The sequence below is a fragment of the Bacillus sp. MRMR6 genome (assembly GCF_001940785.1).
In the GTDB taxonomy this organism is placed as follows: Bacteria; Bacillota; Bacilli; order Bacillales; family Cytobacillaceae; genus Neobacillus.
On record NZ_MSLS01000015.1, the window covers coordinates 59,929 to 76,046 of the forward strand.

Genomic DNA, 16,118 nt, shown 5'->3' on the forward strand with positions numbered 1-16,118 from the left:
TTCTTCCTTTTTTCATGGTGATGGATATCCTTTTCTATTCATAACCTGTCCAATACAGACATATAAGTTAATAATCCAGCAGGAAAATGGAGCCTTATATTTAATTTAATAGTATTGGTTTTCTGCTAAACATGAGGGGGTTAGACATGAATAAAAAATGGATTGCCTTGCTTTTGATTGGAGCACTTCTTACAGGAGCGGGTGGAACATACGCAGGTATGAACTGGCTAGGGTATGCAGATAGCAGCAGCCTTGAGCATTCCGTATCGAATAAAGAAAAGGTTCTTTCCGAACAAGCAGACCCAGAAGGGCTAGAAAAGGTTAACCAGGCCTATGAGATCATAGTTAGCCGTTATGTTGAGAAGGTTGATGGTGATAAACTGGTCGAAGGAGCCATTCAAGGAATGCTTGGTGTACTTGAAGATCCATATTCCGTTTATATGGATAAGGAAACAGCTCAGCAATTTACTCAAACTTTAGAATCATCATTTGAAGGAATTGGTGCAGAAGTCGGCATGGTCGACGGGAAGATTGTGATTGTTTCCCCCTTTAAAAATTCACCGGCTGAAAAGGCAGGACTAAAGCCAAATGATGAAATATTAAAAGTGGATGGCAAAAGTGTGGAGGGGCTCGACCTAAATAAAGTAACACTGCAGATCCGTGGGAAAAAAGGTACGAAGGTCACTTTGGAAATTGCCCGCCAAGGATTAAAGGAACCATTGTCCATTTCCGTTACTCGTGATGAAATACCGCTTGAGACCATACATGCTTCGATTAAGAAACAGGATGGAGAAAGAATCGGCTATATCGAAATCACAAGCTTCTCAGAGAATACGGCAGCAGATTTCAAAAAAGAGTTAAGTTCATTAGAGAAACAAGATATTGAAGGATTAATCATTGATGTTCGTGGTAATCCTGGTGGCTTGTTAGTAAGTGTGGAAGATATATTGAAAGAATTTGTACCAAAGGATAAGCCATATGTGCAAATTGAGATGCGAGACGGTGAAAAAAGACGATACTTTTCCAATATCACTAAGAAAAAGGATTATCCAGTAGCAGTATTGATTAACAAGGGAAGTGCCTCGGCTTCGGAAATACTAGCGGGTTCATTGAAAGAAGCAGTGGGATACCAATTAGTAGGTGAAACCACTTTTGGGAAAGGCACCGTTCAGCAGGCACTATCAATGGGAGATGGCAGTAATATAAAATTAACACTTTTCAAATGGCTAACACCCGATGGAAACTGGATTCATAAAAAAGGAATCGAACCTGATGTAAGGGTTGAACAGCCAGCTATTTTTAACACACACCCAGTTCAGATTGAAAAGGCACTTGAAAAAGACATGAACAATGAGCAAGTCAAAAATGCGCAAGAAATCTTAACAGGATTAGGGTTTGCACCAGGGCGTACGGACGGGTATTTTAGCTCACAAACAGAAGTTGCTGTTAAAGGCTTCCAACAGCATAATGGATTGCAGCCGACTGGAAAAATCGATGCAAATACAGCGGCAGCTCTTGAGGAAGAAGCGATAAAGGATATGAAAAAGGAGAAAAATGACATTCAGTTACAAACGGCGTTAAGGCTGCTTACACAATAAATCAAGAGTATGGCACTCATGGAAGCATGAGTGTCATTTCAATTTAATTTCCCGTAAGAAAATTCGTTCAACAATTTTCACAAATAGACCTGGTTAACATGTTGCGGAAATTTAGAGAATTTCCACGGAAATAGTGTTGAAGTATGCTGAAAAAGAGCTGATTAAAGCCGTATATACTGTGAGTACTGCTGTTATCCTATTATCACAGATGTTTTTTCGACATATTTTTTATTTTTTCAAGAAACTAGCAATATGTTTTATTCCAACCTTTTGGTAAAATAAGCTTTAAGAGATAAAATAGTAGAAGAAGTTTAATAGAGGCAGGTGGCAGGAATTGGCGCTAGAATGGCTTATAGAGCTATTAAAAGGGATTGGAAAATTATTTCTTCACCCTGTTTTTTACTATCTAGTTTTTCTTTCAGGAATTTTAGGCGTAATGAGAGTGAAGCGGGAGAGGAAGAATTTCCATATAAGGGCTTTTGATGCCTATTTTGAGCTTAGGCAGTTGTTTCCACCGGGGATTATCACGGGGTTGGTGCTCTCGTTCATTGTTTTGATGACAGGATTAGCAATACCTTTAGTTGCAATTCTCCTTATCGCTGCCTTTACGTTTATTTGGAGTTTAACTACAAATGTCAGGCTGATGTCTCCTGTATACACAGTCGGTGCTGCTTTTTTTGCGATTATCATCTTTACGGAAAATAACTGGAGCATACCGCTAATTTCTAATGTGATTGAAACGAACGGTGAAATTATTTATCCATCCGTTGTACTCCTTTTAGGATTCCTTATCATTGCAGAGGGTGTGCTGATTTTAAAAAATGGCAGTAAAGGAACATCGCCTAAACTGATAAAAAGCAGACGGGGACAGAGTGTTGGTACCCATGAAGTAAAACGATTGTGGATGCTGCCTGTTTTTCTGCTAATACCAGGTGAAGCACTTCAAATACCTTTTGAGTGGTGGCCGCTATTTCACTTAGGATCAGAATCCTATTCGCTTATGTTAGTGCCATTTGCAGTCGGAATACAACAACAGATACAAGGCAGACTACCTAAAGCTGCAATTAGGCTTTATGGACAAAGAGTCGTCGTCCTGGGGATCGTTATAACCCTTTTATCGGCAGCAGGTTATTGGTATCCACTTACTAGCATAGTTGTGGCCGCACTTGCAATTATTGGACGTGAAATGATTTCCTTAATGCAACGAATGAAGGACGATAGTTTGCCGTTCTATTTTTCTAAAAGAAATAATGGATTGTTGATTATCGGTGTTATTCCTGAGTCACCGGCAGATAAAATGGGGCTTCAGGTTGGAGAATTAATTGCCAAGTCAAACGGAGTAGTTGTTCGCGATGAACAAGTATTCTATGAAGCGCTCCAAAAAAATCGAGCACATTGTAAGCTTGAGGTCCTTGATACAAACGGTGAAGTTCGGTTCGTGCAACGTGCACTGTATGAAGGCGATCATCACGAGCTTGGCATACTTTTTGTTCAGGATGAACGAAAATTTGATAAGAAAATCGGTTAATAGAAAGGAGTCCAGGGATTTAATCCAGGGGCTCTTTTGTATATTTATCAGCTAGTCAGTTAAAGCTAAATGAGGGAATTTATTAATCGGAAGGTGGTTTAGCCTATATGCTTAGCTTTTTAGATTTTTACAATCCTGCCCATTTAAATCTGGAAGTTGCATCGGCGATCATTTTTTATTTTATGGTTTACTCGCTTTTTGGCTGGTTGCTCGAGAACAGTTATAGCAAGTTTACCGGTCGAAGCTTTTTCAAGCCGAACTTCTTCCTCGGCCCTTTTAAACCTATGTACGGCTTTGCCCCAATAATATTAGTTTATTTAATCAGCCCGGACTCCAATTGGATGAAGGTAATCTTACTGTGCTTTTTCATCCCAACCGCCATTGAGTACTTAACTGGTGTTCTGCTGTATAAGCTATTTCAGCAACGGTGGTGGGATTATCGAGATTTGCCACTGCAGTTCCACGGCCATATTTGTTTTCCTTTTTCGATCTGCTGGATTGTTTTGTCCTATCTCTGCATACAATGGCTGCACCCACAAATTGTCTCTTTTCTTGATGTAATCGAGCCTGTTTGGACTTGGGTCTGGCCAGCAGTTGGGCTTTATTTTCTTGCAGAACTAGCATTAGCAGTCAGAAGACATTCCATCACTGAAATAGCAGCAGAACACCAATAAACCATATTAAGGACCCGTTTGGGTTCTTTTTTTTCCTTGATGATAACTACTACTAAATAAAAAGAAATGCCCGTAAGAGTTATAGGATGGGGCGGTTGACAATCATAGTTTTCAACAGCCCGTAGACGGGGTTCCTTTCTTTTTCTTTAAAAATCGATAAAGAATATAGAAAAGGAATAGCATTATAAGTATTCCGATTTGCCATTCTGTTTCGAATTGAAGGACTTTGTTAACAGAGTAAGCTTCGATGAATAGAGATGGGATTTTGCCCGCTGTACTAGCGATGGAAAATGAGATTAATCCCATTTTGCTAAACGCAGCGGCCAATGTTACCGCACCCGAAGGAACAAAAGGTAGAACTCTAAGTACGATAACCAAAAATATCCCTTCTAGATTCCCTGTTGTTTTAAGCTTATCTATAAATCTATTTTTTGGATGATGTTTTTCAGTTAGTTTACTTAGTCCCTTCCGATACAGAAGGAAGCTGACAATCGCCCCGGCCGCTTCCCCGATGATGGAAACCACCAATCCGTTTGTGAAACCGAAATAAGAAATATTCCAGGCGGTTAGAAAAGCACTTGGAATAACTCCAGAAATTGCAATGATGATGTTAAGAATTATACTGATGAACAAGGCAACTGGTATATTTAAAGGGATCCATTGGGGTAGAAAGGTGTCCATTACATAATACTTCCTTATCGTTTTTTCATAATTAAAAGTCCTATACCTTATCATAAATATTTTTATACCTAATCGCAAAGTAATAACATTTAAATTTTATGGGTTGGCTTGTCTTTTATCATCATCGGCTTTTTTGTCCTAGCAATRATTTTATTAATTAGATATTTAGCCTGATAGCTGGTCAAGGCGGTAGTCTTATTACCTTCTATATCTAGGAAAATGGCCCATTAAGTTGTGTTCGATTAACTTTAAATGTTCATTTGCATACAATACAGTATATCTTCTTAAAGGAGGTTTTATTTATGAGTGATGTTGCAGGTGTAGGTTACGGTGGAGGTTTTGCTTTAATCGTTGTATTATTTATCCTACTGATTATTGTAGGAGCCTCTTATATTGGATACGGATATTAAAATCACAAAAACTGTGAAAGGGAGGGGATAAACATGGCATATGGAACTGGTTACGGATATGGTTATGGATGTGGATATGCACCACAAGTAGCTGGAGTGGGTTATAGAACCGGGTTTACTTTAATTGTTGTATTGTTCATCCTGCTAATCATAGTAGGGGCAGCATGGTGTTAATTTAAATGAGGAAAGCAGACAGGAGAAGCCCTGTCTGCTTTTTGCTTATCCAACCATTTTACGGCATTCCCCTGTACACTGTCTGCAAATTTGAGCTCACTCCTGACAAAGTCAGCTTAAGGGAAAAAACGTGAACTTTTACATAAGTTTGTCAAAAGGAAAGTGTTTGACACTCTTCTCGGAAATAGTGGAATGTTTTATGTTATGTACTCATGTTTGCACTAGCCATTGCGAATATTTATCTATTCTCATTGCCTATGAGTCATAGAGTCTAATTTATAGTTACCTCAAAATTAGGTTGATTTAACATATTAAAAGCCTGTGTAGATTGTTATTCTGCACAGGCTTTTTAATATGTAAGGCTAGTTTCGCAAGTAATTCTGAAAAGTTGGGAACAATAAACCGAAGTATGAAATGGATGAAAGAGAGGGGAAATAATGTTTAAAGATACCATGCAAATGGGACGACCCATGATTGTACTATTATTGGGTGTTTTACTCTCTCATTTAGGATCACTAATGGTCACTCCAATGCTTCCGATCATGTTAAAAATAGATGCGGGATTAACACTTGTTCAGATTGGTGCAATACTTGCTGGTATGTCGATTTCCTTTCAGTTTGGGAGTATTGTTGGCGGCACATTAGCTGACCGAACCGGGAGAAGGTTTATCATAGGACTGGGTGCCTTAATCACAGCAGGTGGTCTAATTGGTTTTGGTGTGTTTAATCATTTTTACCTGCTGGTGGTGACAGCCATCATAACTGGCATAGGGAATGGCTTATATGCACCCTCCACCAAGGCAGCAATTGCTGCCTTGGCATCGATGGGGAATCGAACAACCGCGTTTTCCATGCGTGGAATAGCTGCCAATATCGGGACAGCCTCCGCTGGCTTGATTGTATTTTTTCTGATTACAGGTTCTTCTAAAATCATCTTTTGGATTGCTGGATTCATCTATATTGCCCTTGCCCTTATCTCATGGACGTTACTCCCAAAAAAATGTGGAGATATTCCCTGTCCGCCTGTTCCTTCACAAGCCTATCGCCTTGCTTTTAAGAATAAGCCCTTCATCGTCTTTGGTGTGGTTAGTATTTTTATCTGGGTATTATACGCCCAGTTAGCTTTAGTCCTGCCGTTAAGAGCGATTGAAATTTTACCAGATCCGAAAAACGTCGCATTAATCTGGACGATTAATAGCTTTATTGTCATTAGTTTACAAGGGATGATAACCAAACGCATAATCAATAAGATTCATCCTCTGAACTCCTTGGCATTTGGTATATTAATTGTCGGTATTGGTATTGGTTCCTTATATTTTTCTAGTTCATTTTTTCATTTTGTCATAAGTGGAGCTATATTCGTAATGGGAGAAATGCTGTTACTGCCAACGATTGATAGTACGATTTCGCAATTATCTACAGCAGAAATGATTGGACTCTTTTTTGCCCTTGCAAATGTGATCTCTGGACTGGGAGAGGCAGGTGGTAAATTTGCAGGCAGTAAGCTATATGAAATGGGAAATGACATTGAGCTCTTGCCGTGGATTATATATGTCATCATGGGCGTGATTCTCTTCTTTGTTGTACGAATGCTGAAAAGGTGGAAACCGCTTGCTACTTCCTTGGAAACGGCCGCTAAAAAAGAAGATAAGCCCAAGGAAGGACCAAAAGTTCCACTTGGTCCAACCGAACATCAATCACATCCATTCAATGAATGGGTACCAGAGGTAATAGGAAGAAAAAGAACACGCACAGAGTAAAAGAGGACCATCAGGATCCTCTTTTTTCACTTTTATAAAAAATATTTATTTAGAAGATTGACATTCAAACGCCCATTTGAATATCATATAATCAAACGAACATTTGAATGTTAAGGAAGTGAAATAATGAAGGAACGTGATGTTTGCGAAATTACCTGTGTGGATCAAGATAAAACAACCCGTGTTCAGCCCTTAGTTGAAAAGGGAAATATAGTTGAAGTAACCAAGATCTTTAAAGCATTATCTGATGAAACACGAATGAAAATTGCCTATGCACTAACACTTGAAGATGAGCTTTGTGTTTGCGATGTCGCCAATATCGTCGGGGCAACTACCGCTACGGCTTCACATCATTTACGCCATTTAAAAAGCTTAGGTCTAGCAAAATATCGGAAAGAGGGGAAGCTAGCTTACTATTCCCTTGATGATAACCATGTAAAGCAATTAATTCACATTGCTTTCGAACACCAAGAGGAGGTGGCTGGCCGTGAGTGAAGCTGCTGAAAAACAGGTTTATCGTATCCAAGGCTTTTCCTGAAGTAGCTGTGCCGCAAAGTTCGAAAAGAACGTACAACACCTGGATGGTGTTGTTGACGCAAAGGTTAATTTTGGTGCTGCTAAACTAACAGTCTATGGAAAAGCATCCCTTGATGAATTACATGAAGCAGGGGCATTTGATAAGATTACTCTTACACCCGAAAAAGAAAAATTTCAGCCTGCAGTAAAAGAACCAGTTTGGAAGCAGTATGGGGGACTCGTACTTTCTTTGTTGTTACTACTAGCAGGATATATCTTTTCTGAAAATATGCTATTCGCCGCTTCTATTATAGTCGGGGGATATCCGCTTTTTAAAACAGGCTTAAAAAATTTAGTTCGGCTTGATTTTGATATGAAAACATTGATGACCATTGCGATTATCGGTGCAGCAATTATTGGTGAATGGGGCGAGGGTGCCGTTGTTGTTATTCTGTTTGCCATTAGTGAAGTGCTAGAGAGATATTCAATGGATAAAGCCCGGGCTTCGATTCGTTCCTTGATGGAATTAGCTCCTGCCGAAGCGCTTGTCATTCGAAATGGAAAAGAGCTGCTTTTAAAAGCAGAGGATATTGAAGTTGGCGACAAAATGATCGTCAAACCGGGGCAAAGAATTGCCATGGATGGGGTTATTGTTGAGGGGTACAGTAGTATCAATCAGGCTGCGATCACGGGTGAATCTGTACCTGTTGAAAAAGCTGTTGCTGATGAGGTATTCGCTGGGACATTAAATGAAGAGGGATATTTAAAAGTAAGGGTTACAAAGCTTTCTGATGATACGACGATCGCCAAGATCATTCACTTGGTCGAAGAGGCTCAAGGGGAAAGAGCCCCTTCGCAACGATTTGTTGATAAGTTTGCGAAGTACTATACACCGTTAATTATTGCGATTGCTGCGTTGGTAGCTGTCGTTCCACCATTCTTCTTCGGTGCCGACTGGAGTCAGTGGATTTACCAAGGTCTTGCTGTATTAGTGGTTGGCTGTCCATGTGCACTTGTCATCTCTACACCTGTTTCCATCGTAACCGCAATTGGAAATAGCGCAAGAAACGGGGTCTTAATAAAGGGCGGAAGCTTCTTAGAGGAAGCCGGAGCACTGAAAGCAATCGCCTTTGATAAAACAGGGACATTAACAAAAGGAGTCCCGACTGTCACGGATTTTGTGAACGTAAGTAAAACAGCTCATGACAATGAACTGCTGGCGATGATTGCGGCTCTTGAAAGTAAATCGCAGCACCCTCTTGCCGCAGCGATTATAAAAAAAGCTAAGGGCTATCAAGAAATTGTTGTGGATGAATTTACGTCAATGATGGGTAAGGGCATTAAAGGCAAGATAAATGGAATTGAATACAAAGTTGGAAATGATAAGTTATTTACAATCATACCTGTCACCATACAGGAGCAAATTTCTTTACTGCAAAAACAAGGAAAGACCGTGATGATTGCCGGTGCAGAAGAAGAGATCATTGCCTTAATTGCAGTAGCGGATGAGGTCCGTGCGAGTAGCAAAAATGTCATTAAACGCCTCCACGAGCTTGGCATCAAACAAACCATTCTCCTAACAGGTGATAACCAGGCAACGGCTGCAGCAATTGGCCAACAAACAGGTGTATCAAATTTTGAAGCTGAACTATTGCCCCAGGATAAACTAGACTTTATCAAGAAACTAAAGGCTGAACATGGCAGAGTAGCTATGGTTGGTGATGGTGTTAACGATGCCCCAGCCCTTGCAGCAGCAACAGTCGGGATTGCAATGGGGGGAGCGGGCACGGATACGGCACTTGAAACAGCGGATATTGCGTTAATGAACGATGACTTAACCAAACTTCCATTCACGATCCAATTAAGTCGTAAAACCCTACAAATCATTAAACAAAATATTGCTTTATCAATTGGGGTAAAGCTATTCGCACTCCTTCTGGTCGTACCAGGCTGGCTTACTCTATGGATCGCCATTTTTGCGGATATGGGTGTAACATTGCTGGTCACATTAAATGCGTTGAGACTATTGAGAGTGAAGGATGAAAATGAACAATAAATGGAACCGTTTGATTTACCGTTTATGGTCGCCTGTTTACGATACTTTTTTTAACAAAGGTCCGTTCTTACGAGCGAGAAAAGAGGTATTCAAATCCCTTCCTTTTCAAAAGGATGATAAGATCTTGTTCGTTGGTGTGGGTACAGGTGCAGACATTGAACTCATGCCAGAACAGCTTTTGAATATCATAGCCATTGATTACTCGGCTGAAATGCTAGAGCGGGCAAAAGAGAAGTTCCCATCCTCCCCGATTAGCTTTCAACAGATGGATGCACAAAATTTACAGTACCCAGACTCATCCTTCGATTATGTCATGGCCAGCTTAATTCTATCGGTTGTACCGGACAGTGAGAAGGTCTTTGCAGAAATGATTCGCGTTTTAAGACCCGGCGGTCAAATCGTCATCTTTGATAAGTTTTCTAAAAAGCCATCATTACTAATAAAAACAATACGGCCGGTTATCCGGATTCTTGGCACGGATATCGGACTTTCTTTTGAAAATACTATAAAAAAACAGCTTACTGAACTTGAGATTGTTGAGAATCAGGATGTGTTGTTTCGAGGAATGTATCGGAAAATACTGATTAGAAAAAACTAAAAATAGACCAACATTGTTGGGGGAGGATTTTATGGGACATCACCATCATCATGGACACTCCCACGGCCATTCACATGGTCATGGACATGGTCATTCACATACAAGTAATAAAAAAGCGTTGTTTATATCTTTTATCTTAATTGCTACATTTATGATTGTAGAAGTGATAGGCGGGATACTAACAAACAGCTTGGCTCTGTTGTCTGATGCAGGGCATATGTTGAGTGATGCGGCAGCACTAGGATTAAGTTTTTTCGCCATCAAGCTTGGTGAGAGACAAGTTTCACAAGAAAAAACATACGGATACAAGCGATTTGAGATCATCGCCGCGGCTTTAAACGGACTTACGCTGATCTTAATTTCCTTATATATCTTTTATGAAGCCTTTCAGCGTTTCTTTGCACCGCCAGAGGTACAGAGTACAGGAATGCTGGTGATCGCAATCACAGGATTAGTGGTGAACATCATCGCGGCCTGGATTTTAATGAGTGGTGATAAAGACAATCTCAATGTTCGCAGTGCATTTTTACATGTGCTTGGTGATATGCTCGGCTCGGTCGGCGCGATTGTAGCAGCACTGCTGATCATGTTCTTTGGCTGGACACTAGCAGACCCAATTGCAAGTGTGATTGTTGCGGTTTTAATCATTATCAGTGGTTTTCGCGTAACAAAAGAGTCTTTCCATATCTTGATGGAGGGTGCACCTACACAAATGGATATGGAGCAGGTTAAGGTAGCTTTAAGTGGAATTCCATCCGTAAAGGAAGTCCATGACTTGCATATTTGGACGATTACTTCCGGTTATCCTGTTTTAAGCTGTCATCTTACCATTACGGACGAAGCGGACCATGATGAGATCCTCCATCAATCACAAAAGATTTTACACGATGATTTCCATATTGAGCATAGCACCATCCAAGTTGAAAAAGCAGCAAACGGCTGCCCGAGTCCGCATGGAACGTGTAATTAGTGAATACGTAAATTCTTAGCGAGAGCCTTTTTAAATGAAAGGGCTTTTAATTTTTTTTGATTTTCTAGTTGACTAGTTTTATAAAGAGATGCTAAGATACACTTTGTAAATCGTAATTATTTCGCTTTGTAAATATAATAAGAGAGAGCATTACATAAGGGAGAGAAGGATCTAATTGCACCAACCGATATTAATAGTTTAGTAATGAGTAGAAAATTTTTTTAACATCTAAATCGTAACGATTTCAATTTATGGGGGTATTACTAGTATGAAAAAAGTGTTCATATTAATCTGTTTCATTTTATTATTGATAGCAGGATGTTCATCACAGGGAACTGATGTCTCAGAGGAAATGAAAAAAAGTAAGGAAATCACATTTCTCTCTAATTTCCCTAGTGAAACACTTGATCCACACCTAAACTACACGGCAGTTAGGGCAGGAATAACAGAAACGCTAGTAAAAGTTAATCAGGACCAGGAGCTTGAGCCGTGGCTTTCCGAAAGCTGGGACACAAGTGACGGGGGGAAAACCTGGATTTTTAAAATTAGAGAAAACATCACATTTCAGAATGGAAATCATGTTGATGCTGAAGCCGTTAAAGCTTCTTTAGAACGCATCATACAAGTAAGTGAAGCCATGAAAAATGCATTAAAAATTGAGGCCATGGAAGCAGACGGACAACATTTAACCATCACAACCGAACAGCCCTTACCCCATTTTCCTTCGGAGCTTGTCCATCCGAACAGTGCGATCGTAGATGTCAGTGCAGGAGGCATTGAGCAGCAGCCAATTGGAACGGGGCCATTTAAAGTCGTTTCCTTTGATCCAAACAGCAAGTTGGAGCTTGAGAAGTATAGCAGCTACTGGGATGGTGAGGTTAAACTTGACCGTGCCACGATGATCTTTAATGAGGATGCGAATGCACGGACAACGGCACTGCAATCAGGAGATGCCGACATCGTGTACCGTCCGGCGATTGAAAGTATTGAAACTCTTAAAAATGACAAGTCAATCAAGATGGATGTCGTTTCAAGTCTCCGGACACATCTGCTCATGTATAACTCCGGAAAAGACGTATTTAAAGACCCTGCATTAAGAAAAGCTTTTGATGTCCTGATTGACCGTGAAGTAATTGCAGCTGACATCATGGCAGGCCAAGCAACAGCAGCAGAGGGACCTTTCCATGCTGAATCGCCATTCTCGCCGGTTTATACCGAAAAAGAATTCAGCCTTGATCAGGCAAGAAAATATTTAGCAGAAGCAGGCTATGAGATAAAAGACGGAAAGGCCGTAAAAGATGGAAAACCCCTTACGCTTAAACTTATGACCTATTCTTATCGTCCGGAGTTGCCGTTAATTTCTCAACTGCTGCAATTCAATGCAAAAGAACTTGGAATTACACTTGAAATTCAACAGGTTGAAAATATTGATGAGTATTTAGCAGAAAAATCGGACTGGGATATGGCGACATACAGCTTAATAACAGCACCAAGAGGCGATGCGAGCTACTTCTTAAACTCCGCGTATATGGCAGGGGGAGCGATTAACCCTGGACAAATTAGAAATGATCAGGTTACAGAGCTTATTAAAGAGTTAAACCAAACGTTTGATCATGATCAACGGAATGAGCTTTCAAAACAAGCCATCCAAATCATTGATGAACAGATTCTTCATTCCTTTATTGTCCATCCAAACAACTTTGTTGCTTACAAAGATTATGTTCTTAATTGGGAGACAAGTAAGAGTGAATATTACACCCTGACGAAAGATATCGATGTGAGAATTAAATGAAACAGATAGGAAAAAGACTGCTGGAGCTTGTATTGTTTTTGTTTTTATTGTCCTTCGTCAGCTTCGTGTTCATGAAAGCAGCACCGGGCGACCCGGTAAGGTACATGCTGAACATTGACGATGTTTCAATATCAAATGAACAAATCGAAGAGTTAAGAGAAGAGCTGGGATTTAATCAACCTATATATGTTCAATATTGGAAATGGCTCGTTCGGTTCTTTCAGTTTGATTTAGGCGAGTCATACATGACTAAGCAGCCGGTTACAAAAGAGCTTGCGAGCAAGATTCCAGATACGCTTGCCTTAACTTTCTCATCGGTGCTGGTCATGATGATGATTGCAGTGCCGTTTGGAACCCTTGCCGCTTTATATAAAAATAAATGGATTGATCACCTTAGCAGAGGATTTTCTTTATTAGCTGCATCGGTTCCGAGCTTCTGGCTAGGGCTCATCTTGATGCAGTTCTTTTCTGTGAAAATGGGGATTCTTCCATCCATGGGCAAAGGAACTATGCTACATTTAGTGCTGCCCTCCATCACGTTGGGCCTTGCAATGGCAGCGGTATACGTGAGACTGCTGAGGTCAAGTTTGCTAGAGAGCCTTGGACAGGACTTTATTCGCTCAGCAAAGGCACGCGGGTTAAGTTCAAGCAGGATTTTCTTTTATCATGCCTTTAGACACAGCCTTATTCCAGTTATCACGATCTTTGGAGTCAGCTTAGGAAGTTTGCTTGGCGGAACCGTCATAATCGAAGTTCTTTTTGCCTATCCGGGTGTTGGTAAGCTTGTAGTAGAAGCCATTATCAGAAGAGATTACCCGGTTATCCAAGGATACATTCTATTCATGGGTCTGTTTGTGGTTACTATTAATCTATTAGTTGACCTTGCTTATCGCTATCTCAATCCGGAAATTCGCTTAAAGGGGGCCGACCGAGGATGAACGCTCGTCTAGATTCAACAAAATCACTCACCATTCTCCTCGGTGTTTTTGTACTTACCTTGTTCGTTGCACCATATCTAGCACCATACGACCCCTTACAGGTAAACATGACGGAACGGTTAAAACCAATGAGCACGGAGCATTTTCTTGGGACAGATCATTTAGGACGGGACGTGTTTTCAAGAATTCTAACAGGAGCCCAAACCACGGTAGGAACGAGTTTTTTTATTTTAGCTATTTCACTGCTTTTAGGTGTTCCAATTGGTTTAATTTCCGGTTACGTGGGAGGGAAACTAGACCGTGTTCTCATGCGGGTAGTGGATGCCTTTATGGCATTCCCTGATTATATCGTGGCAATTATTTTAAGCGGCTTGTTGGGACCAGGCATGGTTAATTTAATTTTTGCGATTGTGATGGTCAAGTGGGTTGGCTATGCAAGGCTGGCTAGAAGCACGGTCCTGACTGAAAAACAAAAAGATTATATTTTAATCGCCAAACTGAACGGGGTCGGCTCTATTAATATCTTGCGAAGGCATCTGATTCCCCATGTTATTGGGAATGTGATGGTACTGGCGACCCTTGATGCAGGAAAGATTATTCTGATGATCGCGGCTCTTTCCTATATCGGTTTAGGTGCTCAGCCGCCAACTCCAGAGTGGGGGGCGATGCTGAATGAGTCAAAAGCATTCTTCTATAATGCACCGCAATTAATGTTGATTCCCGGTCTAGCGATTATGTTGGTTGTTCTAATCTTAAATGTAATTGGAGATTATTTGCGTGACCGTTATGATGTGAAAAATCAGAATGGGGGAAATTGATGGCTGTTTTAACGATTTCAAATTTAACGATTAAACATAAAAAGTCCTCGATTGTGAAAAATTTAAATCTTTCTATAAACGAGGGAGATTGGCTGGCCCTTGTTGGAGAAAGTGGCAGCGGGAAAAGTATAACTGCATCTTCAATCGGAGGGCTGCTGCCGCGTGAGTTGATCTCTTCAGGAAGTATCCGCTTGGGTGAGGTGGAGCTTTCAAACATGAAGGGAAAAGAGTGGCGAAACTATCGCGGGAGAGTTATTTCTTATGTTTTTCAGGATTATCAAGGTGCGTTCACACCGTTTATGACGATTGGGGCCCAATTTGATGAGATGTTAAAAACACATTCGAAAGATGCAAAAAAACAGAGAAAAGCTAAAGCCTTGGAATCTTTAAAAATAGTAAATCTGCCCGAAGAGCGAGTATATAAGAGTTATCCTTTTCAGCTTAGCGGAGGGCAGCTGCAAAGAGCTGCGATCGCCATGGCGATGATTCTTAAACCAAAATTGCTGATTGCCGATGAACCAACAACAGCACTTGATAGCATCACGGCTGCGAATGTTCTGCAGCTAATTGCCGAACTGAAACGGGAAACAAACTGTGCTGTTTTGTTTATTACACATGATTTACGGCATGCTCGAAAATATGCCAACAAGATGGCTGTCATGCTAGAGGGAGAAATAGTCGAATCGGGTTCAAAAAATACCATTCTTCAACAGCCAAGGCATATCTACACCAAATCATTAGTGGCGGCAATACCTTCTCTAAGAACGTCACCTGAGAGATTATTATCGATTCAATAGCAGAATTAGGAGGAACAATTGATTGGTTACACAAGAGATACTCGTCGTCAAAAATCTATCAAAACAGTTTTCATGCGGACATAAAGCAGTTGATCAAGTTTCTTTTGAATTAAAAGGTAAGGAATGTCTGGGGATTGTTGGGGAAAGCGGCAGCGGAAAAAGCACATTGGCAAAATGTATCTTGGGACTAGAAAAAGTGGATCAGGGAGAAATTTGGTTAAAAGGAAAGTCACTGCATAAGACCAAAAAGGAAGAGCTTCGTTCAATCAGAAGCGAATTGCAAGTTGTATTCCAGAATCCGGCAGCTGCCTTAAATCCAAAACTGAAAATTATTGATTCCTTAATGGAACCTCTTGATTTTCAGCCAAATATTGAGCCCTCTTTTTTAAAAGGGATACGGCATCAGCGAGAAAAGACTGCCGAATACTTGTTTGAACTGGTTAACCTTCCAGCGAAGTATTTATATTATTATCCACATGAATTAAGCGGTGGACAAAAGCAGAGAGTTACCATCTCAAGAGCGATAAGTATACAGCCTTCGTTAATCATTCTTGACGAGCCGACAGCGAGCCTGGATGTGACCATACAGGCAAAAATATTAAATTTATTAAAAGACCTTCAGCAAAATTTAGGAATCTCTTATTTATTCATTTCACATGATTTGGCGGCAGTTCATTATATGAGTGACCGAATCATGGTAATGAAACAGGGACAAGTGGTCGACGAGTGTGATAAACATGATTTATACTCAGATGATAGGCATCCTTATTCAAAGGAGTTGCTGCATGTCTTTGATGGATAGGGGGGG

Annotated in this window: 16 protein-coding genes; 15 read left to right on the forward strand and 1 reads right to left on the reverse strand. The window is 40.5% G+C overall.

Annotation, left to right across the window (positions count from 1 at the left end; translation table 11 throughout):
- Positions 1-146 precede the first annotated feature (146 nt).
- From BTR25_RS15170 to BTR25_RS15180, 3 genes are all read left to right on the forward strand, one after another.
- Positions 147-1,598: a S41 family peptidase gene (locus BTR25_RS15170; protein WP_075688896.1), complete on the forward strand. Its 1,452-nt coding sequence runs from the start codon at positions 147-149 to the stop codon at positions 1,596-1,598.
- Positions 1,599-1,932: 334 nt separating this feature from the next.
- The gene (locus BTR25_RS15175) at positions 1,933-3,126 is read left to right on the forward strand and encodes a PDZ domain-containing protein (RefSeq protein WP_075688897.1); all 1,194 of its coding nucleotides are present in this window, start codon (positions 1,933-1,935) and stop codon (positions 3,124-3,126) included.
- A 107-nt stretch (positions 3,127-3,233) separates the two neighbouring features.
- A complete protein-coding gene (locus BTR25_RS15180; protein WP_075688898.1) occupies positions 3,234-3,800 on the forward strand; it encodes a putative ABC transporter permease in 567 nt (188 codons plus the stop codon).
- Positions 3,801-3,911: 111 nt separating this feature from the next.
- On the opposite strand, the gene BTR25_RS15185 is transcribed toward BTR25_RS15180, so the two are convergent.
- Positions 3,912-4,481: a TVP38/TMEM64 family protein gene (locus BTR25_RS15185; RefSeq protein WP_075688899.1), complete on the reverse strand. Its 570-nt coding sequence runs from the start codon at positions 4,479-4,481 to the stop codon at positions 3,912-3,914.
- Positions 4,482-4,783: 302 nt separating this feature from the next.
- Between BTR25_RS15185 and BTR25_RS15190 the strand changes: the two genes are divergently transcribed.
- The 12 genes from BTR25_RS15190 (at position 4,784) to BTR25_RS15245 (ending at position 16,112) form a co-directional block, all read left to right on the forward strand.
- Positions 4,784-4,891 carry a YjcZ family sporulation protein gene (locus BTR25_RS15190; RefSeq protein ID WP_075688900.1) on the forward strand — a complete coding sequence of 36 codons (108 nt, stop codon included), beginning with the start codon at positions 4,784-4,786 and terminating at the stop codon, positions 4,889-4,891.
- Between the two features lie 33 nt (positions 4,892-4,924).
- Positions 4,925-5,065 carry a YjcZ family sporulation protein gene (locus BTR25_RS28645; RefSeq protein ID WP_075688901.1) on the forward strand — a complete coding sequence of 47 codons (141 nt, stop codon included), beginning with the start codon at positions 4,925-4,927 and terminating at the stop codon, positions 5,063-5,065.
- 437 nt (positions 5,066-5,502) lie between these two features.
- Positions 5,503-6,825, forward strand: coding sequence for an MFS transporter (locus BTR25_RS15200; RefSeq protein WP_254842725.1), 1,323 nt, complete (start codon positions 5,503-5,505; stop codon positions 6,823-6,825).
- 126 nt (positions 6,826-6,951) lie between these two features.
- Positions 6,952-7,320, forward strand: coding sequence for an ArsR/SmtB family transcription factor (locus tag BTR25_RS15205; RefSeq protein ID WP_075688903.1), 369 nt, complete (start codon positions 6,952-6,954; stop codon positions 7,318-7,320).
- Positions 7,313-9,397: a heavy metal translocating P-type ATPase gene (locus BTR25_RS15210; protein WP_083652407.1), complete on the forward strand. Its 2,085-nt coding sequence runs from the start codon at positions 7,313-7,315 to the stop codon at positions 9,395-9,397. The genes BTR25_RS15205 and BTR25_RS15210 overlap by 8 nt, the downstream gene beginning before the upstream one ends.
- A complete protein-coding gene (locus tag BTR25_RS15215; RefSeq protein WP_075688904.1) occupies positions 9,387-9,995 on the forward strand; it encodes a class I SAM-dependent methyltransferase in 609 nt (202 codons plus the stop codon). The genes BTR25_RS15210 and BTR25_RS15215 overlap by 11 nt, the downstream gene beginning before the upstream one ends.
- A 31-nt stretch (positions 9,996-10,026) precedes the next feature.
- On the forward strand, positions 10,027-10,965 hold the full coding sequence (locus BTR25_RS15220) for a cation diffusion facilitator family transporter (RefSeq protein ID WP_075688905.1): 939 nt from the start codon (positions 10,027-10,029) through the stop codon (positions 10,963-10,965).
- A 268-nt stretch (positions 10,966-11,233) separates the two neighbouring features.
- Positions 11,234-12,757: a nickel ABC transporter substrate-binding protein gene (gene nikA / locus BTR25_RS15225; protein ID WP_075688906.1), complete on the forward strand. Its 1,524-nt coding sequence runs from the start codon at positions 11,234-11,236 to the stop codon at positions 12,755-12,757.
- A complete protein-coding gene (nikB, locus tag BTR25_RS15230; RefSeq protein WP_075688907.1) occupies positions 12,754-13,695 on the forward strand; it encodes a nickel ABC transporter permease in 942 nt (313 codons plus the stop codon). Before nikA ends, nikB begins: the two co-directional genes overlap by 4 nt.
- Entirely contained in the window at positions 13,692-14,513 is an 822-nt protein-coding gene (gene nikC, locus BTR25_RS15235) for a nickel transporter permease (protein ID WP_075688908.1), read from the forward strand. Before nikB ends, nikC begins: the two co-directional genes overlap by 4 nt.
- Complete coding sequence (locus BTR25_RS15240; RefSeq protein WP_075688909.1) at positions 14,513-15,310, forward strand: ABC transporter ATP-binding protein; 798 nt, start codon at positions 14,513-14,515, stop codon at positions 15,308-15,310. Before nikC ends, BTR25_RS15240 begins: the two co-directional genes overlap by 1 nt.
- A 22-nt stretch (positions 15,311-15,332) precedes the next feature.
- A complete protein-coding gene (locus tag BTR25_RS15245) occupies positions 15,333-16,112 on the forward strand; it encodes an ABC transporter ATP-binding protein (RefSeq protein ID WP_075688910.1) in 780 nt (259 codons plus the stop codon).
- The last annotated feature ends 6 nt before the right edge of the window (positions 16,113-16,118 follow it).